24 protein-coding genes are annotated in these 23,898 nt (G+C 33.8%); 15 read left to right on the forward strand and 9 right to left on the reverse strand.

Features of this window, described 5'->3' with window-relative positions; genetic code table 11:
- Positions 1-47 precede the first annotated feature (47 nt).
- A complete protein-coding gene (locus ACEN2N_RS04880) occupies positions 48-749 on the forward strand; it encodes a hypothetical protein (protein WP_441823272.1) in 702 nt (233 codons plus the stop codon).
- Positions 750-800: 51 nt separating this feature from the next.
- Positions 801-1,397: a hypothetical protein gene (locus ACEN2N_RS04885; protein WP_441823273.1), complete on the forward strand. Its 597-nt coding sequence runs from the start codon at positions 801-803 to the stop codon at positions 1,395-1,397.
- Here the strand turns inward: ACEN2N_RS04885 and ACEN2N_RS04890 are convergent.
- The gene (locus ACEN2N_RS04890) at positions 1,394-2,464 is read right to left on the reverse strand and encodes a substrate-binding periplasmic protein (RefSeq protein ID WP_441823274.1); all 1,071 of its coding nucleotides are present in this window, start codon (positions 2,462-2,464) and stop codon (positions 1,394-1,396) included. The genes ACEN2N_RS04885 and ACEN2N_RS04890 overlap by 4 nt on opposite strands.
- Before the next feature lie 110 nt (positions 2,465-2,574).
- Between ACEN2N_RS04890 and ACEN2N_RS04895 the strand changes: the two genes are divergently transcribed.
- Positions 2,575-3,000, forward strand: coding sequence for a GNAT family N-acetyltransferase (locus ACEN2N_RS04895; protein WP_441823275.1), 426 nt, complete (start codon positions 2,575-2,577; stop codon positions 2,998-3,000).
- 9 nt (positions 3,001-3,009) lie between these two features.
- On the opposite strand, the gene ACEN2N_RS04900 is transcribed toward ACEN2N_RS04895, so the two are convergent.
- Positions 3,010-3,777 (reverse strand): XRE family transcriptional regulator, encoded by a 768-nt coding sequence (locus tag ACEN2N_RS04900; protein WP_424000287.1) that lies wholly within the window; start codon positions 3,775-3,777, stop codon positions 3,010-3,012.
- A 138-nt stretch (positions 3,778-3,915) separates the two neighbouring features.
- Here ACEN2N_RS04900 and ACEN2N_RS04905 point away from each other — a divergent pair, with 138 nt between their 5' ends.
- The 3 genes from ACEN2N_RS04905 to ACEN2N_RS04915 all read left to right on the forward strand — a co-directional run bounded on the left by ACEN2N_RS04905 (position 3,916) and on the right by ACEN2N_RS04915 (position 7,009).
- Positions 3,916-5,175, forward strand: a complete 1,260-nt coding sequence (locus ACEN2N_RS04905; RefSeq protein ID WP_441823276.1) for a putative DNA modification/repair radical SAM protein — start codon at positions 3,916-3,918, stop codon at positions 5,173-5,175.
- Positions 5,176-5,384: 209 nt separating this feature from the next.
- Positions 5,385-6,158 (forward strand): TIGR03915 family putative DNA repair protein, encoded by a 774-nt coding sequence (locus ACEN2N_RS04910; protein WP_441823277.1) that lies wholly within the window; start codon positions 5,385-5,387, stop codon positions 6,156-6,158.
- Between the two features lie 440 nt (positions 6,159-6,598).
- Positions 6,599-7,009, forward strand: coding sequence for an OsmC family protein (locus ACEN2N_RS04915; protein ID WP_441823278.1), 411 nt, complete (start codon positions 6,599-6,601; stop codon positions 7,007-7,009).
- A 72-nt stretch (positions 7,010-7,081) separates the two neighbouring features.
- Here ACEN2N_RS04915 and ACEN2N_RS04920 read toward each other — a convergent pair whose 3' ends face one another.
- Positions 7,082-8,086, reverse strand: coding sequence for a sugar kinase (locus ACEN2N_RS04920; protein ID WP_441823279.1), 1,005 nt, complete (start codon positions 8,084-8,086; stop codon positions 7,082-7,084).
- Between the two features lie 466 nt (positions 8,087-8,552).
- On the opposite strand from ACEN2N_RS04920, the gene ACEN2N_RS04925 reads away from it, so the two are divergent.
- Positions 8,553-9,593, forward strand: coding sequence for an alpha/beta fold hydrolase (locus ACEN2N_RS04925; protein WP_441823280.1), 1,041 nt, complete (start codon positions 8,553-8,555; stop codon positions 9,591-9,593).
- A 14-nt stretch (positions 9,594-9,607) separates the two neighbouring features.
- Here the strand turns inward: ACEN2N_RS04925 and ACEN2N_RS04930 are convergent, their stop codons facing one another.
- Positions 9,608-10,138 (reverse strand): hypothetical protein, encoded by a 531-nt coding sequence (locus tag ACEN2N_RS04930; RefSeq protein WP_441823281.1) that lies wholly within the window; start codon positions 10,136-10,138, stop codon positions 9,608-9,610.
- Positions 10,139-10,299: 161 nt separating this feature from the next.
- Between ACEN2N_RS04930 and ACEN2N_RS04935 the strand changes: the two genes are divergently transcribed.
- Complete coding sequence (locus ACEN2N_RS04935; RefSeq protein WP_441823282.1) at positions 10,300-11,343, forward strand: ThuA domain-containing protein; 1,044 nt, start codon at positions 10,300-10,302, stop codon at positions 11,341-11,343.
- A gap of 11 nt (positions 11,344-11,354) precedes the next feature.
- Here the strand turns inward: ACEN2N_RS04935 and ACEN2N_RS04940 are convergent, their stop codons facing one another.
- The gene (locus tag ACEN2N_RS04940; protein WP_441823283.1) at positions 11,355-11,822 is read right to left on the reverse strand and encodes a nuclear transport factor 2 family protein; all 468 of its coding nucleotides are present in this window, start codon (positions 11,820-11,822) and stop codon (positions 11,355-11,357) included.
- 127 nt (positions 11,823-11,949) lie between these two features.
- Between ACEN2N_RS04940 and panB the strand changes: the two genes are divergently transcribed.
- Genes panB through ACEN2N_RS04960 form a run of 4 tightly spaced genes read left to right on the forward strand, consistent with a single transcriptional unit; the run spans position 11,950 to position 14,572 of the window.
- Positions 11,950-12,768, forward strand: a complete 819-nt coding sequence (gene panB, locus ACEN2N_RS04945; protein WP_441823284.1) for a 3-methyl-2-oxobutanoate hydroxymethyltransferase — start codon at positions 11,950-11,952, stop codon at positions 12,766-12,768.
- 11 nt (positions 12,769-12,779) lie between these two features.
- Positions 12,780-13,280 carry a signal peptidase II gene (lspA, locus tag ACEN2N_RS04950; protein WP_441823285.1) on the forward strand — a complete coding sequence of 167 codons (501 nt, stop codon included), beginning with the start codon at positions 12,780-12,782 and terminating at the stop codon, positions 13,278-13,280.
- A gap of 32 nt (positions 13,281-13,312) precedes the next feature.
- A complete protein-coding gene (locus ACEN2N_RS04955; RefSeq protein ID WP_441823286.1) occupies positions 13,313-14,011 on the forward strand; it encodes an RluA family pseudouridine synthase in 699 nt (232 codons plus the stop codon).
- Positions 14,012-14,041: 30 nt separating this feature from the next.
- Positions 14,042-14,572, forward strand: a complete 531-nt coding sequence (locus ACEN2N_RS04960) for a DUF4252 domain-containing protein (RefSeq protein WP_441823287.1) — start codon at positions 14,042-14,044, stop codon at positions 14,570-14,572.
- A gap of 9 nt (positions 14,573-14,581) precedes the next feature.
- On the opposite strand, the gene ACEN2N_RS04965 is transcribed toward ACEN2N_RS04960, so the two are convergent.
- Positions 14,582-15,442, reverse strand: a complete 861-nt coding sequence (locus ACEN2N_RS04965) for a DMT family transporter (protein WP_441823288.1) — start codon at positions 15,440-15,442, stop codon at positions 14,582-14,584.
- Positions 15,443-15,455: 13 nt separating this feature from the next.
- Positions 15,456-17,000, reverse strand: coding sequence for a hypothetical protein (locus ACEN2N_RS04970; protein ID WP_424000313.1), 1,545 nt, complete (start codon positions 16,998-17,000; stop codon positions 15,456-15,458).
- Between the two features lie 145 nt (positions 17,001-17,145).
- Here ACEN2N_RS04970 and ACEN2N_RS04975 point away from each other — a divergent pair, with 145 nt between their 5' ends.
- On the forward strand, positions 17,146-18,318 hold the full coding sequence (locus ACEN2N_RS04975; protein WP_424000315.1) for a 2-isopropylmalate synthase: 1,173 nt from the start codon (positions 17,146-17,148) through the stop codon (positions 18,316-18,318).
- A gap of 2 nt (positions 18,319-18,320) precedes the next feature.
- Positions 18,321-19,439 (forward strand): 3-isopropylmalate dehydrogenase, encoded by a 1,119-nt coding sequence (gene leuB / locus ACEN2N_RS04980; protein ID WP_441823289.1) that lies wholly within the window; start codon positions 18,321-18,323, stop codon positions 19,437-19,439.
- A 1-nt stretch (position 19,440) separates the two neighbouring features.
- Here leuB and ACEN2N_RS04985 read toward each other — a convergent pair whose 3' ends face one another.
- A complete protein-coding gene (locus tag ACEN2N_RS04985; protein ID WP_441823290.1) occupies positions 19,441-20,664 on the reverse strand; it encodes a peroxiredoxin family protein in 1,224 nt (407 codons plus the stop codon).
- 126 nt (positions 20,665-20,790) lie between these two features.
- Between ACEN2N_RS04985 and pheT the strand changes: the two genes are divergently transcribed.
- Positions 20,791-23,220 (forward strand): phenylalanine--tRNA ligase subunit beta, encoded by a 2,430-nt coding sequence (pheT, locus tag ACEN2N_RS04990; RefSeq protein ID WP_441823291.1) that lies wholly within the window; start codon positions 20,791-20,793, stop codon positions 23,218-23,220.
- Here the strand turns inward: pheT and ACEN2N_RS04995 are convergent, their stop codons facing one another.
- Positions 23,221-23,793 (reverse strand): fasciclin domain-containing protein, encoded by a 573-nt coding sequence (locus ACEN2N_RS04995; RefSeq protein WP_441823292.1) that lies wholly within the window; start codon positions 23,791-23,793, stop codon positions 23,221-23,223.
- Positions 23,794-23,898: the final 105 nt, after the last annotated feature.

Below are 23,898 nucleotides of genomic sequence, written 5' to 3' on the forward strand. Positions count from 1 at the left end.
TTATGCTTCAGTTACAATGACTTACAAATGAATTATTTGAACATATTATGCTAAAGAAATTATTTAAGTTAATTGGTATTTTCATATTACTTGCCGCAATTGCCTACGGTGTTTTATATTATCTCTATAATGAACCTGTACCTACTGGTGAATCCGGACCTGAAGCTGACGCTTTGGCGTACAGAATGTTCGACGCACTCAATTACAAAAATTTCAATAATACCAAAATTTTAGAATGGTCTTTTCGCGGTAATCATACGTACAAATGGGATAGGGAAAAACAAATAGTTGTAGTTGGTTATGATGATGTTGTTGTCAACTTAGATTTGATCACCCCGCATTCAAGTACTGCTACGATCAACAACGAACCTGCGTCTTATGAGAAAACTCAAGAATTAATTGAAAAAGCTCAAAGCTATTTTAATAATGATTCTTTTTGGTTAGTTGCGCCGTTTAAAACTTTTGATCGCGGTACCGAACGTTACTTGGTTAATTTAGAGGATGGCTCTGAGGCACTGCTTGTAACTTATACTCAAGGCGGCGATACACCTGGTGATTCATATTTGTGGATTATAGAACCTAGCGGAAGACCAAAAAGCTTTAAACTTTGGACAAAAATAATCCCAATTGGTGGCGTTGTAGCTTCTTGGGAAGATTGGATAGAAACGGAGAGTGGTGTATTCTTACCTACCCAACATAAACTTGGTCCGTTTTCTATATCAATGGGCGATGTCAAAGGCACTCACTAAAATTTAAATACTCAATAGCAGTTTATCTATTTCACTTAAGCAAATCATTATATGCAAGACTATATATTTCCTTTAGATTTCAAATTCCATATTGGCACACTATCGAACGATTTTTCTGCAGTTGATGCCAATGGCAATATGGTTGCCTTTGTAAAACAGAAACTTTTTAAATTTAAAGAGGCTGTTGGCGTTTATCAAAATGATAGTAAAACGAATTTACTTTACAATATAAAGGCAGATAGATGGATTGACTTCTCGGCATGTTATTCTTTTTCGGACCCATCTGGTAAAGAATTTGGTAAAATAGGTCGCAAAGGCTGGGCATCGATTTGGAAAGCGCATTATGAAATATTTGACCAAAATAAACAACTCAAATACACTATTAGAGAAGAGAATGCTTGGGTAAAAGTTTTGGATGGCTTAGTAGGGCAAATACCCGTAATTAATCTTTTTACAGGTTTATTTTTGAACCCTGCGTATTTGGTTATAAACGGCAACAATGAAACCGTTGTGCGCTTATCTAAAGAAAAATCTTTAGTAGGTCGTCGATTTAAAGTTAGTGAAGTAAAAAAACTGAATGGAAATGATGACGATATTATCATATTAAGTTTAATGATGATGGTTTTACTAGAACGTCGTAAAGGCTAAAATTCTGCCAAACTATATTCATTTAAAACCATATCCCATTCTTCAGTTTCTACTATTTCTAAGATTCGCTGCGAAATGCGCTGCTCTAATTCTATATGCGTTTTTGGGAGTCCGAAGGCATAAAATTGAATATCAAATTTTACGGGCAGCAACTCTAATTTATGTAATGCAGAATCTCGCTGAATGGCATATTTTAATATAGGCTCATCATACATGAAAGCCTTTAATATACCTTTATCTAAATCTTTTAAACCCGTCGGCACATTAGTGTACTTACGTATATCTCTAAAAAAATGTTCTGATAAGAAATTTTCAGTGCCAGAATTGGCAATAGTACCCACTGCCCTATCTTTAAATTCATTGAAACCATCGGGGTTATTAGTAAGTAGATTCACGGTTAAACTTGATGCTATGCTCGCTGTTAATCCTGAAATAAATAAGAGTCCGCCAAACATTAATAGTAAAGCAGTAAGTTTTCCTAGCTTAGTTACCGGTGCTTTATCACCATAACCAACAGTAGTTAAGGTTACCGCAGACCACCACATACCGTCCCACAACCCTCTGCTTCCAGATCTAAATGCATCCGGATTCATTTTTCGTTCGAACAACCAACCTAAAACCCCAAACAGAAAAATAATAATTAGTAAAATCAACAAACCACTTAAGAACCCGGCATTGAAAAATCCGCCTACGAACTGCTTAAACTTATCAAAAGAAGATACTTCGGCAATAGCTATTGTCGCATTAGAGGCGTAAAAAGAATGTGTGAACTCCATTTCTTTACTACGTTGACTGGTAATGGTTAACGGATTAATACTTAAATCAATTCCGCCAGAACGAAGTGAATCTAACATTGGTGAAAATTCCATAGGTATCAACTCGTATTCAATATTCAAATCACTAGCCACCCTTTTCCATAACCAAACGTTTAAGCCTTCTAAATTTTCTCCACTTTGAAATATAAATGGTGCCGCAGCAGTGTAACCAACGCGTAATTTTTCAGTCTCTGTTTGACCACTTAATGAGAAAGAATTTAGAAATAGAGTAATCAATAGTAGTGTCCTCATAATTATAATAAGATTTCTATTCTCTTAATATAATCATTTTATAGGGTATCTCCAGATTACCCTAATCGAAGAAATTGAAGTAATTTTAAATTTTTAAAGAAACTAAGTATATGGATATTAAACTAATTACCTTAAACGAAGTTACGGCAGACTTACAATCTCAGCTGACTGAACTTTATAAACAATTGAATGCAGAGCTAACTCAACTAGACTTAGCTTCTGCATTATCTGATTATAACACAACTGTTGTTGCCATATGTATGGATGATGATATTTTGGTTGGCATTGCTATGATGGCTAAATATAAAGTAGTATCTGGACACAAGGGAATGATTGAAGATGTAGTAGTTTCTTCTAAATATAGAGGTCAAGGTATTGGCAGAAAGCTAATGGAAAAACTGCTAGAACAGGCGGAAAAATCAAAACTTGACGATGTACTGCTATTCAGTGGTCAACACAGGACTGCAGCAATTTCCCTTTATAAAAGCTTAGGATTTAAATTAAAAGAAAGCGGATTGTATATTAAAAAAAATTAAAGCTATTGTTTAATTAACCTTCTTAACATGTTGTAATTGATCTTTTAACTCATTCATCGACTCTTGTAATTGACGTAAAAGACCATTATCAGTTGTAGCATCAACATTAAAAGTAATTTTACTACTTACTTCCCAAATTTCTTGAATCTGAAATGGTTTTATATCATAAGGCGGATAGGTTTCATTTAAAGATATTAAAGTAATATTATTTGAATTCGGTCGCTTTTCAATTTTCTTTACCATAATCGAATCTTGTAATACAACTACATACATTTTATTGGCGTTAACATAATCTATATGCTCTATTGCTTTTGCCAAAACCCATTCGCCAGGATGTAAATTTGGTAACATACTATCACCTTCTACTTGAAACCCTCGATAGGTTGCATTTCTAAATTCTGGAATAGGTAAATCGAATGCAGGTAATTGTTGATACCAACTAGTATCTGCAATATTCTGAGGATACCCAGCAGCAGCTTTTGCATTTACCAAAACCATGTTGTCGCGATTGGCAGAATCGACAGTTACCACTTTAGGTATTACACTAGTCTTTGAAGTCTCTAAATATTGCTCTTCACTTTCGCCAAACAACCAAAGCGGATTTATTTTAAACTGTTTTAATAATTCTGACACTACTTTACCAGATAATTTGGTTCTACCACGCTCTATATCGGCTGTTGTATTAGATACACCAATGAGCGCGGCAAAATCTGCTTGTGTAAAGCCTAGCTCCCTTCTTAAGTCGGTAAATCGCTTTAATGTCAGTTCGTTTTCCATAATCTTTTCAGCTTAATAAAGATTTTAATACTTCTTTATACTCCAAATATAGTGATTATGGACTATATCCAAAATAATATTTGGAATATTTCCATAATTAGGAATTAATCCATAATTTTGGAATAATTACTAATTGCTATGGATATTAATCGCATTAAAGAAAAATTAAACATATTGGCAGATGCTGCAAAATACGACGTGTCTTGTTCTAGTAGCGGTAGCAATCGCAAAAATAAGGACAATGGTCTTGGTGATACCGGTAATGGTATTTGCCATACTTACACCGAAGATGGTCGTTGTGTTTCATTGTTGAAAATTTTGCTGACCAACCATTGTATTTTTGATTGTGCCTATTGTGTTACCCGTAAAAGCAATGATATTCAAAGAGCTGCTTTTAAAATACAAGAGGTAGTTGATTTAACCATCAATTTTTATAGAAGAAATTATATAGAAGGACTATTCTTAAGTTCTGGTATTTTTAAAAGTGCCGATCACACTATGGAACGGTTGATAGCCGTTGCCAAAAAACTTCGGGAAGAAGAAAACTTTAACGGGTACATTCACCTTAAATCAATACCTGGTGCTAGTGATGAATTAATGTATGAGGCCGGATTATATGCTGACCGTTTATCGGTCAATATTGAAATCCCCACTATATCCGGCCTTAAACTTTTAGCGCCAGACAAAAAGCATGAAGACTTTATTAAACCTATGCTGAAGGTGAAAAATGAAATTATACGATACACCGAAGAGCGTAAAATTATTAAAAGCACCGCAAAATATGCTCCGGCAGGTCAAAGTACGCAAATGATAGTTGGTGCTACCGGCGAAAGCGATAAAGATATTATGTACTCAGCCACCCACTTCTATAAGAATTACAATATGAAGCGGGTTTATTATTCGGGGTACGTACCTATTTCAACCGATAGTCGTTTACCGGCATTGGGTAGTCAGGTACCCATGCTACGTGAAAATAGATTATACCAAACAGATTGGTTACTTCGGTTTTATGGATTTAGTGTGAATGAAATTTTAGATACCAATAATCCGAATTTAGATATGGATATAGATCCCAAATTAATGTGGGCACTTCGAAATCTAAATCATTTTCCTGTAGATATTAATAAAGCAGAACCACGAATGTTAGCGAGAATTCCGGGCATCGGTATGGGGTCTGTACACAAGATAATTAGCGGTAGAAAATATCGGAATCTTAACTGGGAGCATTTAAAAAAAATGGGGATTGCCCTTAATCGTGCAAAGTATTTTATTGTCTGTAACTCCTCTGATTGGGAACGACGAGACCTAGATGCGCCTACCATAAAAAGTATGATTTTACAAACTCAAAATAGCAAATTCAAAGCTCGTTATAACAATCAATTATCTCTATTTAACTAAACTTATAATTTAATAAACTTAGTAGACTATGGAAAATATTAATAACACCTTGAACTCGACAAATATATCAATTTCAAATACTGTTATTGACCGTAGTCAGAGTCAAATACTAGCAATAGGATACCAAATGGTATTATTAAAAATAAAGATTAAAAAAAGAGCAAAAATTGTATCACGAATATTTTTCTTCAACTTCTAAAACTAGTTATATGAATGCTTCAAAAACTTTAGTTTACGATGGTAGTTTTAATGGTTTTTTAACTGCTGTTTTTATTGGCTTTGAACAAAAATTAACTCACGCCGATATTCAAAAAAATAGTCAATTTCAAAGTGGACTGTTTGCAGAGACCGAAACGATTTTTACCAATGTTGAAAAAGCACAACGCGTTTGGAATGGAGTGCGAAAAAAAAGTAATTCAGCAATAAAGAATATCTACTTTGCTTTTTTAAGCGAACAGAATAATATTGAAGCACTACTCTATTATTATATTCAAAAATTAATGGGAGGCACATATTTAGGTGCTACAGATTTTAGCGATGCCGGTATTTTAAAAATTAATCAGCTAGCGCATAAAGTAGGAAGAGAAAAACACAGAATGGAGGCTTTTGTCCGATTTCAGCTTACTAAAGATGATGTGTATTTTGCCAATATAGAACCAGATTTTGATGTACTACCTTTAATCTCTAAACATTTTAGAAATAGATACGCTGACCAACAATGGATCATTTATGATGTAAAACGTAAATACGGACTATACTATGATTTAAATACTGTTGAAATCATTTCATTAGACTTATCTGATATTCATACCAATAGTATACAGAAAAGTGCTGCTTTTACAGATGTTGAATTTGAATATCAAGACCTTTGGAATAATTATTTTAAAAGCACCACCATAAAATCTCGTATTAATAACAAGTTACATGTTCAACATGTACCAAAGCGTTATTGGAAATATCTGTCAGAAAAAAAAGCCGTTTAATACTTTGAACTTTGTCTTATATATCATTTTCAATGAAGCTTAACAGCCTCTTTGAATTGATAACAGCAAATTCTAAGCTGAAACTTTATTCTCATGTTATGCTTATCTCAATTTAAAAATGAAGTGAATAAAACTTAAATCACCGTTGCCTTAAACTTATATTTTTATTATCTATTGGTATAAATGATAATTTTATATCAGGGTCGTTACTTGTTCTAGAATCATCTACTTAATAAATTTAGCTCGCCATAACTACTGGAGTATGACCTTGGTCATATTTCATAAAACTCACTCACCTTACTTTTACCTTAGAAATAAGTGTATGAAACTCAGACCTCATACTATATTACGGTGATGGATTTTTAAATAAAAATTGACTGGGTTATTGGTTTTAAATTTCAATACCATAATAAGATGTTTTTAAATTGAAAAATATTATAATGATGAATTATCAAATAAAGGCTTCTTCGACGTACAATAATGATGCTGAAATTCATATTAAGCAATCTGATATTGATTTTGGAACTACAGCTAAAACATCAGAGGTGCTACCTAATCCTGCAGAATTGTTCTTAGGTTCATTTGCCGCTTGCATGCTTAAAAATGTGGAGCGATTTTCTGAGATGATGAAGTTTACTTATAACCGAACAACTTTAGAAGTTAAGGCAGAACGACTTGATAATCCTCCTAGAATGGACAACATTATTTACAGCTTAACCATTTTTAGCGATGATGATAAATTAAACACATCGCTCTTGAAAAAGAATATTGAAAAATATGGCACTATTTACAATACCGTTAAACTATCATGTTCAATATCTGGTTCAATTAAAACCAATGCTATTGTTTAATTAAGTCTCGACACTTTTTAAATGACCTATAAATATATTCCTCAATTAAGCTTAAGTAGCAGTAGAAAAATTTTATCTCACCAACCTACCGGTAATATTTCCTGCAATAATATTATTGACCTCATTAACAGTTGCGAAGTTTACATCGCCGTCATAAGTATGTTTTAAGGCACAAGCTGCACTTGCAAAATCCATGGCCTTAAAATCATCATATTGTTGCAGTCCGTAAATTAAACCAGCCGCGAAAGCGTCGCCAGTACCAATACGGTCAACAACATGGGTAATATCTATATCTACAGTTTCTCTAAATTCAATACCATTCCACATTCTAGCCCTAATTTTGTGCCAAGAGCTATTCAATGATGTTCTAATTTTATCGAATACCTTTTCTATCGTAGGAAATTTTTCCATCAATTGCTTGCTAGCTTCAATAAAATCATCATTACCATACCCATAATCTGTACCTAGAACTTCGTTAATTTCATTAACTCCGCCGATAAAAATCGTAGAATAATGCAACAGTTCAGTTAATGCCGCTTTTGGGTCTTGACCATACTGCCAAAGTCCGCTACGGTACGTTGGGTCCGCAGAAACAGCCATACCCTTTTCTCTTGCAAGCTTCAATCCGTTTTTAAGTACGTCGAAAGCTCCTTGAGATAATGCAGGCGTAATACCTGTCCAGTGCATCCACTCGCCATCTGTCAGGGCATTTTCCCAATTAACTTTAGAAGGTTCAATTTCTGAGAATGCGGAGTGTGATCGATTATACGAAATCATGCTTGGTCTAATAACTGCGCCTACTTCAAGAAAATAAACTCCTAAAGGTCTTTTCGATTTAATAACGGATGATGTATCAACTCCAAATTTTCGAATATATGTCATTGCCGTATCACCAATAAAATCATCTGATACGGCACTAATATGCTTCACGTTACCACCAAAATTTGAAATTGAGATTCCCACATTTAATTCTGTACCCCCAAAATAAAATTCGACAATATTAGACTGCACAAACTTTTTATGACCTCTTGGCGAAATACGCATTAGCACTTCCCCAAATGTTATAATCTGACCCATGTTGAAATTTTTATCCTAAAATAACTAATGAAAAATAAAAAACCTTTTGTTCTTTAAATTATATCAAAACAATGAATATTTGATTTTTTTTAAGCTCGAAATAAACCTACACAATAGCTATTGTTATAATTTACTTTAAGTATAACCTTCTTGATAGACGAGCTTTCATTTTAAAAAAAACGCCAACAAAGGCATAAATATAACTATCTAACTTTTACTACTTGTCAGAGCAAGTATAGTTTAAAAGCTATAAACCACCTCAGGGCAAACCCACGAATTATATAAGAGAATCAACTTAAAATTTCAAAATTTATGCGAGCAGTAAGGCCTAGCAAGCCTAGAAGGATTAAAAATTGAATGATTGAGCTAAAGTGTCAAATATGTGTTAACATACTATTGCAATGAATTATAATCCATTAACATAAATATCTTCGTATATTAATTAAGCATCATCAGATTTTTAAATATGAAAACTACCTCAATTCTTGTTCTATTAATATCATATAATACGTTCATATCTTTTAGCCAAAATAAAATTGCTGAAGAGAAATTTGTTAGTATTGGTAGTATAGATCAATGGATTACCATAAAAGGTGATGATAAAAATAACCCTGTAGTACTTATAATTCATGGCGGACCTGGTAGCACAATGAGTCAATTTGAAGATCACATGTATACTAATTGGAAAAAAGAATTTACAATTGTGCATTGGGATCAGCGCGGTGCTGGCAAAACATTTGGTAAAAATAGTCCCGTTGAAATCAATGAAGAATTCTACGTAAACAACCCCTTAACCCTTGCCGAAATGACAAATGATGGTATTTTGGTTACTGATTACCTTTTGCAGCATTTAAACAAAAGAAAAGTCATACTTATAGGTACTTCTTGGGGCTCAATATTAGCTACACAAATGGCGCAACAAAACCCTGATCTATACCATGCCTATATCGGTCATGCTCAATTTGTAAATTTTTCTAGTAATATCTCTAATGCATACTCAGAGGTATTTAAATTAGCTGAATCTAATGACGACCAAATAGCTATTGAAAAATTAGAAACCTTAGGTGCCCCACCCTATAAACAAGCTAAAAACTATGGACAACTATTACGGATCGTAAAAAAATATGAAAAAATTAATGCTACCCCAGCACCATTAGAATGGTCTAAAATAGCTGGTAGTTATGAAAATAATGCAGATAGCAGAGATAGGTACAATGGCGATGACTACTCGTTTTTAAACCTGGTCGGTGATGATAATATGGGGATAAAATCTATGGTAAGTAATATAAATTTTGAAAAACACGGACTTAACTTTCGCCTACCTGTTTATATAATACAAGGTGAACATGATATATTGTGTTCTAAAGATTTGAGCAATCCATATTTTGAAAAAGTTAGGGCTCCTAGAAAAGAATATTTCATCGTTTCAAAAGCAGCCCATGGATTTAATGAAGCTATTGTCGCCAAACAATATGATATTGTAAAAAATCTTAGAGTTCAAAATTGATGTTGAATCAAGAATTACTTCGCTCCTTTTTCACCAATAAAATAATCACTTTTTGCTTTAAAAAGTACGTTAAATGAGGTAAGACTGCCATAAATACGTGTAATATATTGTTGTAAGTCAACTTTCTCTTGATCATCTAAATTCTTGCTAGAATTTATCTTTTGTTCCATTACCCGAATACGATCACGGACCATAACAATTTTATGGAAAAATGTATTTATTGGAATTTCTTTAGTACTCATGCCCGCTTCACCTGGTTCTAAAATTAGGTTACCACCTTTCCATTTATCTGCAATAGCAACGCGTTGAGTGGCATCGCTCCATTTTTGAAGAATAGCTACTAATGAGCTTTCAACATCAAAAAAACTAACTGTATCTACTTCATTTTCAATGGCTTCTATTACTTCGTATTTAGAATCCATATCAATCGTTTCAAGTCCAATATCCATAAATGTAACCCAGTACATGGTACTTGATACATTTGTTATTACACCTTTACCGAAGTCAGCATGTGCTATTCTCGAGCCTATTCCTAATAATTTCATTGTATTCAACTTTTGTTTGATGCTAATTTAATAGCACATTTTTTCATCCGCAACTAGATATTGAAATTTCGTTCGTAACTAATTGCAATTTCGTTATTGCCATCTTATCTACTTCGTGTACTTTTAAAGTCATCAGTTTTAAAGAATCATAAAATATCAACATGAAAAATATAGTTATAGTTGTTTTATTGAGCATTGTACTTACCGCTTGTGGTGAAAAAAAGAAAGAAATGACAGTTAAAGACCAAGCACCGGTAAAAATAAAAGCCTTGATTATCGACGGACAAAACAACCATTACGTTTGGCCTAAAACCACGATGATGATGAAAGATTATCTTGAACAAACAGAGCTTTTTACTGTTGATATCTTTAGAATGGATTCTGTTTGGTTAGGTATAAAATATAACCAGACAAGGCCTGAAGCCTATAATTCATTTATAGAAACCTATCCATTAACAGATAAGACATACTATATATCAGATAGCCCAATAAAAACTTCTGACTTTTCTTTTGACTTTAATGACTATGATGTAATTATCTCTAATCTTGGTGCTGAATCACCTTTATGGCCAGAGAAAACTAGAAATGATTTTGAAACCTATATGAAAAATGGAGGAGGATTAGTTGTAATACATGCGGCTAATAATGCTTGGGGAGAATGGGAAGAATTTAATAAAATGATCGGATTAGGTGCTTGGGGAGGTCGTGATGAGAAATCTGGGCCTTATGTATATTATAATGAAACTGGCGAATTAATTGAAGATACTTCAGTAGGAGTATGTGGTTCTCACGGACCAGAATATGAATTTCAATTAACTACAAGAGCACCTGAACACCCCATCATGAAAGGTATTCCCGAAAAATGGTTACACACCCCTGACGAATTATACGAGCGCATGAGAGGTCCGTTTGAAAATGCTACAATCTTGGCAACGGCATTTGCCGATGTAGAAAAAAACGCTCCACCATGGGACCCTACTATTACTGGTCTAGGTCAAAATGTACCGCAACTAATGGTTATAAATTATGGAAAAGGTCGTGTATTTCATTCAACACTTGGTCATTTTGATTACTCGATGGAATGTGTAGGATTTATAACTACACTACAACGAGGTGCCGAATGGGTTGCTACAGGAAAGGTTACCCAAAGTATTCCAGAAGATTTTCCAACGGCAGATACCAGCACTGCTAAATCATGGAAATAAACTGAAAAAATTTATTTTGAAGATGGAGTACAACCTTCAGTTCTTCTAGTATCTATTAGGTAAATTATTTGCCAAGCATCATTTTCTTTATAAAGTTGAAAAGAATTTACCCCACAGTGATGAAATGCCCCATTAAGCCAAAATTCATAAGGTACCCAAGCATTGGCCATATGTGCATCAATCTTTATAGTGTAATCGGTTAATCGTTCTTGAAAATTAACGGAATCTGGTATACTCGTAATAGAGCGTACTAAATCTGTATAATTTTCTGTACGCAATAAAAATTCACCAGCTTTATCTTTACCCACAGTCTGTAAGTAAATAGTTGAACTAACTACTTTTTGCATTGCCAAAGAGTCTTTTGCATGAAATGCTTTGAAAAAATCATCAATTGTTTCTTTGACCAAAGTTTCATCTGATGTTTGCGCATAGATGCCAAAAGAAAGAAATACGAAAATCAATAAAAGTTTATTTTTCATGAGTATTTTATAATGTCTTTTCTAAATTACTCATATTAAAGTTTATTACTACTGTATTGGTTGCATAGTCTGCCCTATAATCTCATTAAAACTCCTTACTTTTATGGCAATAAATCAAAAATAGACAATGTCAGTAGCTAAAAAAGAATATAAGAGAGTCACGGTAAAATCTTTAGTTGATATGAAAAAGAATGGAGAAAAAATTTCCATGCTTACCGCATACGACTATTCAATGGCTAAAATTGTTGATGCCGCAAAAGTTGATGTAATTTTAGTTGGTGATTCTGCAAGTAATGTAATGGCGGGTCATGAAACCACGTTACCCATTACTTTAGATCAAATGATTTACCATGCATCTTCTGTAATTAGAGCTATAGACAGAGCATTAGTTGTTGTTGACTTACCTTTCGGAAGCTACCAAAGTGACCCTAAAGAAGCTTTGCGTTCTGCTATTAGAATCATGAAAGAAAGTGGCGCACATGCTGTAAAACTGGAGGGTGGTGCTGAAATTAAAGAATCGGTCAAAAGAATTCTTGCTGCCGGTATTCCTGTAATGGGGCATTTAGGTCTTACACCACAGTCAATATATAAATTTGGAACATATACCGTTCGTGCCAAAGAAGATGAAGAGGCCGAACAATTAATGGAAGATGCCAAATTATTAGAAAAATTAGGGTGCTTCGGCGTAGTTTTAGAGAAAATACCTGCTGAACTTACTAAAAAAGTTTCAGAAAGTCTTACCATACCAACCATTGGTATTGGTGGTGGAAAATATGCTGATGGTCAAGTTTTAGTCGTTCATGATTTATTAGGGATGACGCATGAATTTAATCCTCGTTTTTTACGTAGATACATGAATTTATATGAAGAAATGGGTAATGCAATTTCTAACTATGTTAGTGATGTAAAAAGTCAAGATTTCCCAAATGATGACGAGCAATATTAAATAATTCATACATGTCGAAACCTTCTAGATACTTTTCTAAAATTTGGATTATTATCATTGTTTTAATGACTGTTGGTTGTGATCAAGCATCTAAAGAATTAACTCGACAAAAAGTAGCACCACAATCTTTTATACCCGTAATAGAAAATCATTTAATCCTAACCAATGTAGAGAATACTGGTGCAATGCTCGGGTTTGGACAAGACTTCCATCCTATTGTCAAAAAAATAATTTTTCAAGGCTTACCATTGCTTGTATTGATTATTATGCTTTTTAGAATAATGACTAAACAAAATTTAGACACACTTTTACTGGTTGCATTTGCATTTGTAATCGGTGGTGGATTAGGTAATTTGATTGACCGAATTGCCCATGGCTCGGTTACCGATTTTTTTCAATTACGTTTAGGGTTTCTAAGAACAGGAATTTTTAATATTGCCGATGTTGCTGTAACTACGGGAGTTTTACTACTATTATTTTTGATATTCAGAGGAAAGAAACTGGCTATTTAGGTGATTTTAAATTCAAATAATCCAATTAAATTTTGTCAAAAAAAGAACATTCTACTATAGATAATCTTCAAGTTTTATTTGAAGACAACCACTTAATTATAATTAATAAACGCCCTGGCGATATTGTTCAAGGAGATAAAACCGGCGATTTACCTTTAAGCGAGACTGTAAAAGGCTATTTAAAGAAGAAGTACGATAAGCCCGGCAATGTCTATTTAGGGGTTGTACATCGATTGGATAGACCTACATCTGGTATCGTAGTTTTTGCTAAAACGTCTAAAGCGCTACCTAGATTAAATAAAATATTTGCTGAAAAGGATGCTAAAAAAACCTATTGGGCAATAGTAAAAAACAGTCCTGAAGAGCCAGAAAAAAGATTAGTACATTATATGAAGCGCAATACCAAACAAAATAAATCGTACGCTCATAGTAATGTAGTTTCTGAAAGTAAAAAAGCTATTTTATCTTATAGAACAATAAAGAAACTAGACCGCTATTATCTTTTAGAAGTAGACCTTGAAACGGGTCGACACCATCAAATACGATCTCAGTTAACAGCTATTGGTTGCCCAATTAAAGGAGATTTAAAATACGGATTCGACAGAAGCAATGCTGATGGTAGTATTCACTTACATGCTAGAAAATTACGTTTAATGCATCCGGTAAAAAAAGAACCTATAGAAATTATTGCTTCACCACCAAATGACCCCATTTGGAATGCGTGTCTTTAATTTTACTACTTTTAGAGAAACACTATAACCATGTTAAAGAAAATTTACGCACTAATCGTATTCCTAATTGTTACTTCGTGCGGTAGCTACAATTCTATTGATACCTTTTACAATGCACATAAAAATGACAACCAAGTTACTGCGGTTCGCGTGCCACAATTTATGCTGTCAATGATCAGTGAAATTTCACCTGAAATGAAAGCTATGGTGGGTAATGCCAAAGATCTAAGATATATGCAATTTCCTAGCGAAACAGCTAGTAGAACTCAATTCTTAAATCAACAAATGAATGGTATAACCGGTAATTCATTTATTGAAGTTTTTAGAAAAAATGATGAATTAAAGCGAAATGTTGTTTCGGTTCGTGAGAAAAAGAATTTGGTCAAAGAAATTCTTATTTACAATAACAATAGCCAAACGGGGTCGTTTTTATATTTTAATGGGAATTTTGACCCTGTAAAGGTTCGTGAAATGGCAAAAAATGAGCAATTCACCAAATTCGGAGAAAATATTATCAGTCAGTTTGGCGCGAGTACTCCTGGTATAAATTCTCAAAACTAAAAACTAACATCAGGTCGGCTTTTTTGAGCGAATACTTTCTATTACTACGGAACTTAAAATAAGTATTCCGCCTAAGATTGTGGTGCCTTTAGGTATTTCCGACAAGAATATAGCTCCTATAATAATGCCATAAACTGGTTGTACACTACTTAATATACTTACTGTTGTAATATTGAAATGTTTAAAAGTCATTAAAAACATAGTATGACCTATTGCCGTTGTTAAAACTGCCAAAGCAACCAAAGCTTCCCACTGACTTAATATAATTTCAAAAGAAATCGTAAATAAAAACGGGAATAACAAAACGCCAACTATACCTGTTTGGTAGGTCATTAACATAGAACCATTATACTTATTGACCTTCTTTTTTAATAAAATATTTCTTAAAGCATATGCAAGTGCCGAGAACACTCCAAAGCCAATGGCTATCGTATATTCGTTTTCAAAATCTAAAGACGGACTCAGAAAAAACATACCTGTAAGTACCAAAAAAGCGAGTAATAAATGTATTAATTCAAACTTCGTTTTTAAAAGTAGTGGTTCTAAAAATGCCGTTATTACGGGGTAAGTAAATATCGAAAGCATACCAATGGCCACGTTAGATAGTTTTAGCGCATAAAAATAAGCGACCCAATGTAAACCCATTAAAATGCCGCTTAAAAATATTATTGGAGCATCTTTCTTATCTATTTTTAAGCTTAAGCCCTTCCACTTACAATAAATAAGTAAGGCAATAAATGCCAGTAATGCTCTTGAACCAATTGTTACGGGTACAGGTAATTGTACGTAGCGACCAAGAGCACCCGAAGTAGCTATGAAGAGCATAGCCAAATTAATTTCTAATAAATGTTGTATGTGATTATTTCTCATTTAAGCAGAATATTTAGCGCGATTTTGCTAAAGCCTTTTCTCTCATAATCTGAGAAACTGGTTTATTCTGCAAATGACTCTCTAACCATGATAATATATCTAAATATAAAAATGCCCTTTTTTCATACGGATGGTCTTCATATTTTTTTAACTCGGTATATAATTTCTGAAATTCCGCTTTTAACTGACTAGGATAAATACCCCCAAGACTTCTCAAGAACTTGATCATCTCTTTTTGCACAGCGTGCATGTCGTTCATTTTTAAGAGAAACTTATAGGTGCTTTTTAATTGAATTTCTAAATGATAATCCATACCAGCCTCATAATGAGCAACTAAGCTTAAAACACGAGCGAAGCACATTAAATCTTCACGCATTTTCAAATTCTTATTATCTATAATTTTTTTCAGATATTGAATGCAGGTCTTATTGTCCCCAATACCGAAATACAAACATGCAATTTTATAATACAGTACCATTACATGGTGAACATCTATTCTATCTCTATGCTTGTTAATACCGTATTCTATAATTTTCACTAAGTACAGTCCCTTTTCGAAGGTACCTTCTAGAAAATGTAGGTTCAGCTTATTGGCATTTAAGTACATAAAAACCAGTGAAGTGATATTATCGTTATCAGGAAAATCCTTTTCCTTAATGGTATTCTCTAAACGTTCTAAAACTTCTTTAAACTGAGAGCTATATTGCACATAAAACAGAGATTCTAATAGGTAATGATTGCCCTTTAAAAAGAAAACAGGGTTCAAATAAATCATGTCTTTATGATCATAAAATAAATCTACCCATTTACTCGAATATTTATAACACGATAAAAAATCTTGAGTAAGAAAACTATACCACAAATAGGCTTTATACAACCATAATTTTTCTCGAAAGCCTAAATCTTCAATATTATATAAAGGTAAGTGATCGTTAAAATAAGTTTTTACTTTTTGATAATCTTCATCACTACGTACATAACCAACCTTCAACATCATTCCGTAAAGCTGTAAAGAAAGATTTGAGAGTTTACTGGTCATTACATTATGCCCAGATAATTCTTTTGCCTGTATGGCAAGTTCATCTGCCCTATCTGGTATACTTCTGGTAATGTATTGGGTTTCAATAATTTTCTCTAGCTCAACAATTTCGTAAGCAATATTCTTTTCTTCGTTTTCAATAGCAACACTTTTTACCTTATCAAGAATCTTTAGACTTTGCTTGTAGAGTCCTTTTTGATATAATATAGTGGCAAAGTCTAATTGCTCTCTAATTTGAACCCTAATATTTTGATTGACCGGGTTCAATCTTAAACTGACTAAAATCTGCTTGTATAAGTGCGCTTTAAGGTTTGAAAGTTGTGCTTTTTTAACAATGCCACTTTCTAGAATGATTTTCTCATCATAATTCTTAATTTTATCCAATAAGTTGAACAGTGCCAAAAACTTGGCATCGGTATTCACTCCTAATCTGCCAACATAAAGCTTAAATTGGCGCTTCTCAGATTTAGAAAGTGATTTAACCAAAACGAATAAAGCATCTTTATGCGCATTTGTCATCGTAAAAATAAGAGTTTAAAGTATTGTAATTCAATGTTTTATATGCCTAAAAAACGGACTTAACGTTGTAAACATGTTAACAAAATTTGAGTATTTTGTGTTTTAGGTTATATATTCGTTTGACGAGTAAAACTACGTAAATATAATGAGTAAAGATATAGTACAAATATTTGACACTACTTTAAGAGATGGAGAGCAAGTTCCTGGCTGTAAATTAGACCGTGAACAAAAACTAGTTATCGCCGAACGCCTAGATACCATGGGTGTTAACGTAATTGAAGCTGGTTTTCCTGTTTCAAGTCCGGGAGATTTTCAATCTGTTGAAGCCATTGCCAAGCTCGTTAAAAATGCTACTGTTTGTGGTTTAACTCGTGCGGTTAAAAAGGATATCGAAGTTGCAGCTGAAGCTCTTAAACATGCCAAAATGCCTAGAATTCATACAGGTATCGGTACATCTGACTCACATATTAAATTTAAATTCAACTCTAATAGAGATGCTATTATAGAACGTGCAGTTGATGCGGTTAAATACGCAAAGACTTTTGTAGAAGATATTGAATTTTATGCCGAAGATGCGGGTCGTACAGATAATGAGTTCTTAGCTCGTGTTTGTGAAGCCGTAATTAAAGCCGGTGCCACAGTTTTGAATATACCAGATACTACCGGGTATTGCTTACCTGATGAATACGGCGCCAAAATAAAGTATTTACGAGAAAATGTAAAAGGTATCGAAAAAGCCATTCTTTCATGTCACTGCCACAATGATTTAGGATTAGCTACTGCTAATTCTATTGCAGGCGTTGTAAACGGAGCTAGGCAAATTGAATGTACTATTAACGGCATTGGTGAACGTGCAGGTAATACTTCTTTAGAGGAAGTAGTAATGATTTTGCGCCAGCACCCAAATTTAAATTTAGACACGACTATAAACAGCAAATTATTGTATGATACCAGTTTAATGGTATCCAGTAAAATGGGTATGATGGTGCAGCCTAACAAAGCTATTGTAGGTGCTAACGCATTTGCCCATAGTTCTGGTATACACCAAGATGGTGTTATTAAAAATAGAGAAACATACGAAATTATAGACCCAGCAGATGTTGGTGTTACCGAATCTTCAATAATTCTAACCGCTAGAAGTGGTAGAGCCGCCCTGGCGTACAGAGCTAAAATTGTTGGATACGAATTAACCAAAGTACAATTAGACGAGGTTTACGAAGAGTTTTTAAAGTATGCCGACACTAGAAAAGAAGTAAAAGATGATGATATTCATCAAATCATCGAAACTTCACATATAGACCTACAAAGTATTAGCTAACTATGCATTTAGAAATTGCTGTTTTAGAAGGAGACGGAATTGGACCTGAGGTCATTGCACAATCAATAAAGTGCCTACGTTCTGTTGAAGAAACTTTCGGTCATAGTTTTACGTTTAAAAAGGGACTTATTGGTGCTTCTGCAATTAAGAAAACGGGAAGTCCGCTACCAGATGAAACATTAAAACTATGTAAAAATACCGATGCCACATTATTTGGTGCATTAGGTTTACCTGAGTATGATGACAACCCTAAAGCTAAAATTTGGCCAGAACAAGGTCTATTGAAATTACGGAAAGAATTAGGACTATTTGCAAATATTAGGCCGGTAAAAGTATTTCCTTCTTTAGTTAAACAATCTCCATTAAACAAAGTTCATGTTCAAAACACTGACTTAGTTATTTTTAGAGAATTGGCCGGCGGTATTTATTACGGTCAGAAAACGAATGATGAAGACAAGAACTCTGCTACAGATACATGTACCTATACCGAGTCTGAAATTAGCCGAATAACTCACTTGGCCTTTAAATCTGCACGTTCTAGAAAAAAGAAAATAACCTTAGTAGATAAAGCAAATGTTTTAGAGACTTCTCGTTTATGGAGACGCGTAGTTCGTTCTATAGCCGAGAGCTACCCAGATGTAGAGTTAAATTGTCTATTTATAGATAATGCGGCGGTACAGATGATTTTAAACCCTTCTCAGTTCGATGTTATTTTGACCGATAATATGTTTGGCGATATTCTTTCTGATCAGGGTAGCGTTATTGCCGGCTCGATAGGACTTTTACCATCTGCCTCTGTCGGACTTGAACATGCCATGTTCGAACCAATACATGGTTCGTACCCAGATGCTGCCGGTAAAAATATTGCAAACCCAGTCGCTTCAATTCTGAGCATGGCTATGTTATTACAGCATTTTAAAATGAATGAAGAATCTGATGCTGTCGTGGCCGCAGTTTTAAAATCATTTTCTAAGAAAATAGTAACTCCAGATATCTTAGGAAGCTCAAAATACGGAACTAATTATGTTGGTGATTTTATTGCCGATAATATTATGGAACTAGATGGTAACTTTAGTATAAACGACGAAAACATCGGTTTAGGAAAATCGACCATTATATAAATTACTCACTAACCAACTCAGAAATTAATTCGTTAAAATTATTTTTGAATTCTACGAATTTATCACCTGTTGCAGGACCATTAAATCCCGTATGAATTTTTCGTACATTCCCTTTTTTATCAATAATTATGGTAGTGGGGTACGATAGTACATGGTTTAGCATTGGTAATTTTTCTTGCGCTTTTTGTTTATCATATGTACCATACTGAGCCAATAGAATAGGATACTCTACTCCTATTCTATCTTTTAATCTTCTAATACCTTCAAAGGCTTTAGCTTCAGTTTTTGCCGATTCAAAAGCAAGACCAATGACTTCTACGTTATCTTTATTTTTTAAATAATCTACTAAAAATATAGTTTCATCTAAGCAATTTGGGCACCAGGTCCCCATTAACTGAACTATAATCACTTTATTTTGATAAGTCTCGTCTGCCAACGATATCATATTCCCATCTCCGTCAGGGAAAGTGAAAGCTAGCTTATCATACCCAGCATTCATAAATGTAAGCGAGTCTGGATCCGGTAATTCAAATGTGTCATTTCTAGTAGCTATAAAAGGCTCTTTAAAATGATTGCCCGAATAGAAAATACCGTTCATACTCGAATCGGTAACTTTTGCATTAAATAAAAATGCATGGGCACCATCAAAAGCAGATAATCTAAGCGAATCGCCATCTAATACACCTTCAAGAAATCTATAATCTCCAGTGGTAGTTCTAAACGTTCCGGTAACCTTATTATCTTCCTGTAAAAAAATACCCTTACCTACGTACTCTTCAGCTAAATCAGGACTAAAATAAGTCTCCCAGATTCCAGAAACATTATTATCTACGCTTTTATTATTAATCTTAAATCTATCCTCTGTACCATATACAGCAGTAAATGGCACTATTCTATTTAAGCTTTCTTTTATAAAAAGACCCTCCATTTTATTCTCGGTAAAAGTTCCGGTCAAATATCCTTCAAAAACAGGTGTTTGTAAACGAATTGAATCTCCTTTAATTTCTATTTCATCGACATCGATAACTTCTTCCGCATTAAATATTTGCATGGCGTAGCTACCGTCTATTTTCTTAGCGACCTTTAGATTGAAAGGTAAGGCTTGCCCATCCATTACATCAAGCTCAACTAGCCAAATTCCTTCAGATAAATTCACTTCTGGTTTCTCCTCCTTACACCCAACTAATACTAGTAAAATTGAAAGTACTGCAATACCTAATTTCATGTTTATATCTATTTTAATCTGTAATAAACAATTAAAATAGCAGAATTAAAAATTAAAATAAACACTTCATAGCTTATTGAATGTATACGGGCATTGTTTTATCTTTGCTCCCTATAAAAGTTTTGAATGAAAATATCATATAACTGGCTTAAACAGTTCATACAAATAGATTGGGAATCACAGAAAACCAGCGAACTTTTAACCGATTTAGGTTTAGAGGTAGAAGGAGTTGAAAAATTTGAATCTGTTAAAGGCGGATTAAAAGGTATCGTTGTTGGACACGTTTTAAGTTGTGAAAAACATAGTAATGCCGATAAGCTAAATGTCACCATGGTAGATATCGGCTTAGATGCACCGGTACAAATTGTATGTGGCGCAAAAAATGTTGCTGCTGGTCAAAAAGTACCTGTTGCCACTATTGGCACTATACTTTATACTGCAGAAGGAGAAGCCTGGACTATTAAAAAAGGTAAAATCAGAGGCGAAGAAAGCTACGGAATGATCTGCGCCGAAGATGAACTTGGACTTGGTGATAGTCATGATGGTATTATGGTTTTAGATAAAAATTTAAAACCAGGAACACCATGTGCCGAAATTTTTAATATTGAAGAAGATGAAGTTTTTGAAATAGGTTTAACTCCTAACCGTGCAGATGCCATGAGTCATTTTGGCGTTGCTAGAGATTTAAAAGCGGGATTAAAACAAAGGGAAATTAGTAAGGAGTTGATTACACCGTCAACAAGTCATTTTAACATTAATGATCGATCTTTAAAAATTGATGTTGATGTTTTACAACCCGAATTAGCTCCTCGATATTGTGGGGTTACGTTGAGTAATCTTATTGTGCAGCCATCTCCAACTTGGCTTCAAAACAGACTTAAAGCTATCGGTCTTACTCCTAAAAATAATGTCGTAGATGCTACCAATTATGTACTACACGAACTTGGGCAGCCTTTACATGCATTTGATGCCTCTAAAATAAAAGGACATAAGATTCTGGTTAAAACCTTAGCAAAAGGAACCAAATTTATAACACTAGATGGTGTAGAAAGAACTTTACATGAAGACGATTTAATGATCTGTGATGCAGAAAAACCTTTATGTATTGCGGGTGTTTTTGGCGGTTTAGGATCTGGGGTTAACGAAGAAACTACTTCAATATTTTTAGAAAGTGCTTATTTTAATCCGGTTTCTATACGTAAATCGGCAAAAAGACATGCTTTGAATACAGATGCTTCTTTTAGATTTGAACGTGGTATTGATATTGAAAATGTTGAGTATAGTTTAAAACGTGCCGCATTATTAATTAAAGAGATTGCAGGTGGTGAAATAACTTCTGATGTTTATGACCTGTACTCTAAAAAGCAGCCTAACTTTGAGGTTTTTCTTGCTTTCGAGAAAATTAACAAATTAATAGGTCAAGAAATACCGCAAGACACTATTAAATCTATTTTGGCATCACTTGATATAAAAGTTAAAAATGTTACCGAAACAGGCATGGGGCTTGAAGTACCATCATATCGCGTAGATGTGCAAAGACAAGTAGATGTAATTGAAGAAATTTTGAGAGTCTACGGGTATAACAATATAGCATTTGGTCAAAAATTAAATGCCTCAGTTGCTACTACAGAATCAACTGCAGACCACACTATACAATCAATAATTGGTAACTCTCTAGCTGCAAAAGGATATTTTGAAATTTTGACCAATAGCTTAACAAATCCTGATTATACAGCACTATTGGGTGCAGAACATGATGAATTTAAGTCTGTTGAAATTATAAATCCTTTAAGTGGCGATTTATCGGTATTACGAAGAGCATCAATATTTTCTGCTCTAGAAGCCGCTAGTTATAATATTAACCGAAGAAGAGCCAATCTTAAATTGTTCGAATTTGGAAAAACATATTATGCAAAAGTCGACAAGAGAATTGAACCAAAGTATCTAAGCATACTACTATCTGGAAATTCAATTCAAGATAGTTGGACGAATAAAGCTTCTGCAACTACCTTTTTTGAACTAAAATCTATTGTTAGGGCTGTATTAGTAAGACTTGGTATACATAATTTAAAGAGTGAACCAACTACTTCTTCAATTTTCTCTGAGGGACTAACTTTTACCTATAATAAAAAAGAATTGGTTTCTTTCGGATTGATAAAGAAGTCGCTTCTTAAACATTTTGATATAAAACAAGATGTACTATATGCAGATTTCGACTGGGGAGCAGTTCTAAACCAAATTGAAACAACCCCTGTTATTTTTAAAGAAATACCAAAGCACCCTGAAGTTAAAAGAGATTTTGCTTTATTATTAGACAACAAGGCAACCTATCGAGAACTTTACGAGCTCGCATTTGGCACTGAGCGAAAGTACCTTAAAGACATGACTCTTTTTGATGTCTATGAGGGTAAAAATCTACCTGAAGGCAAAAAATCTTACGCAGTAAGCTTTACGCTTCAAGATGATAAAAGTACCTTGACAGAGAAACAGATAGAGAAAATTATGTCGAAATTACAAAATACCTATGAGCAGAAATTAGGTGCATCGCTTCGATAATTAAAGCATTTTTTCAGGAATAAAAACGGTGTCAATCTCATGAATGATGCCGTTACTTTGATTAGAATCTGCGGTAACAATAATCGCACTATTACCAGATTTATCAGTTAAAACTATATCAATACCTCTCATTGTCGCCGTAATTTTTTCCCCTTGAATGGTCGTAAATTTAGCAATACCATTACCTCGGCACATCGCCTTTAAAATTGTTGAAGCAGAAAGTTTATCAGCAATGATATGATAAGAAAGCATAGCCTTTAATAACTTCTTATTTTCTGGATTATATAATTTGTCAATAGTCGCTTTTGATAATTTTTCAAAAGCCAAATTAGATGGTGCAAAAACGGTAAATTCTCCGCTATAATTTAGCACCTTATCAAGATTTGTTGCTCTTAAGGCATTTAATAGTGTTGAATGATTTTCATTTGTAGCCGTGCTTTCAATAATGGACTTTTCTGATTGAATATTAGAGATTAAACGTTCGAATTGTAATTCAATCACATTGTCCTGTGCATAGGTCTCAAGCCCTATAAACAGGGCACACAGGGACATGAGGGATGTCCATTTTTTCATAATAGGTGGTTCTTAAGGGGCAAATGTTCTAGTAATCGATAAACGGTTCGATTTAGTCGTCAAGATACAATTAGAAGTCATTTACACCTAGTTAAATTATCAAAA

The organism is Maribacter spongiicola (genome assembly GCF_052119685.1).
GTDB lineage: Bacteria > Bacteroidota > Bacteroidia > Flavobacteriales > Flavobacteriaceae > Maribacter > Maribacter spongiicola_A.

What these genes read in the sequence shown, in the direction of transcription:
- ACEN2N_RS04895 (WP_441823275.1), top strand. Translation starts at nt 2,575, where the DNA reads ATGGATATTAAACTAATTACCTTAAACGAAGTTACGGCAGACTTACAA.
- ACEN2N_RS04910 (WP_441823277.1), top strand. Translation starts at nt 5,385, where the DNA reads ATGAATGCTTCAAAAACTTTAGTTTACGATGGTAGTTTTAATGGTTTT.
- ACEN2N_RS04885 (WP_441823273.1), top strand. Translation starts at nt 801, where the DNA reads ATGCAAGACTATATATTTCCTTTAGATTTCAAATTCCATATTGGCACA.
- ACEN2N_RS04935 (WP_441823282.1), top strand. Translation starts at nt 10,300, where the DNA reads ATGAAAAATATAGTTATAGTTGTTTTATTGAGCATTGTACTTACCGCT.
- pheT (WP_441823291.1), top strand. Translation starts at nt 20,791, where the DNA reads ATGAAAATATCATATAACTGGCTTAAACAGTTCATACAAATAGATTGG.
- ACEN2N_RS04890 (WP_441823274.1), bottom strand. Translation starts at nt 2,464, where the DNA reads ATGAGGACACTACTATTGATTACTCTATTTCTAAATTCTTTCTCATTA.
- ACEN2N_RS04985 (WP_441823290.1), bottom strand. Translation starts at nt 20,664, where the DNA reads ATGAAATTAGGTATTGCAGTACTTTCAATTTTACTAGTATTAGTTGGG.
- ACEN2N_RS04975 (WP_424000315.1), top strand. Translation starts at nt 17,146, where the DNA reads ATGAGTAAAGATATAGTACAAATATTTGACACTACTTTAAGAGATGGA.
- ACEN2N_RS04930 (WP_441823281.1), bottom strand. Translation starts at nt 10,138, where the DNA reads ATGAAATTATTAGGAATAGGCTCGAGAATAGCACATGCTGACTTCGGT.
- ACEN2N_RS04925 (WP_441823280.1), top strand. Translation starts at nt 8,553, where the DNA reads ATGAAAACTACCTCAATTCTTGTTCTATTAATATCATATAATACGTTC.
- ACEN2N_RS04905 (WP_441823276.1), top strand. Translation starts at nt 3,916, where the DNA reads ATGGATATTAATCGCATTAAAGAAAAATTAAACATATTGGCAGATGCT.
- ACEN2N_RS04880 (WP_441823272.1), top strand. Translation starts at nt 48, where the DNA reads ATGCTAAAGAAATTATTTAAGTTAATTGGTATTTTCATATTACTTGCC.
- ACEN2N_RS04920 (WP_441823279.1), bottom strand. Translation starts at nt 8,086, where the DNA reads ATGGGTCAGATTATAACATTTGGGGAAGTGCTAATGCGTATTTCGCCA.
- ACEN2N_RS04915 (WP_441823278.1), top strand. Translation starts at nt 6,599, where the DNA reads ATGATGAATTATCAAATAAAGGCTTCTTCGACGTACAATAATGATGCT.
- ACEN2N_RS04940 (WP_441823283.1), bottom strand. Translation starts at nt 11,822, where the DNA reads ATGAAAAATAAACTTTTATTGATTTTCGTATTTCTTTCTTTTGGCATC.
- panB (WP_441823284.1), top strand. Translation starts at nt 11,950, where the DNA reads ATGTCAGTAGCTAAAAAAGAATATAAGAGAGTCACGGTAAAATCTTTA.
- ACEN2N_RS04900 (WP_424000287.1), bottom strand. Translation starts at nt 3,777, where the DNA reads ATGGAAAACGAACTGACATTAAAGCGATTTACCGACTTAAGAAGGGAG.
- ACEN2N_RS04965 (WP_441823288.1), bottom strand. Translation starts at nt 15,442, where the DNA reads ATGAGAAATAATCACATACAACATTTATTAGAAATTAATTTGGCTATG.
- leuB (WP_441823289.1), top strand. Translation starts at nt 18,321, where the DNA reads ATGCATTTAGAAATTGCTGTTTTAGAAGGAGACGGAATTGGACCTGAG.
- lspA (WP_441823285.1), top strand. Translation starts at nt 12,780, where the DNA reads ATGTCGAAACCTTCTAGATACTTTTCTAAAATTTGGATTATTATCATT.
- ACEN2N_RS04960 (WP_441823287.1), top strand. Translation starts at nt 14,042, where the DNA reads ATGTTAAAGAAAATTTACGCACTAATCGTATTCCTAATTGTTACTTCG.
- ACEN2N_RS04995 (WP_441823292.1), bottom strand. Translation starts at nt 23,793, where the DNA reads ATGAAAAAATGGACATCCCTCATGTCCCTGTGTGCCCTGTTTATAGGG.
- ACEN2N_RS04970 (WP_424000313.1), bottom strand. Translation starts at nt 17,000, where the DNA reads ATGACAAATGCGCATAAAGATGCTTTATTCGTTTTGGTTAAATCACTT.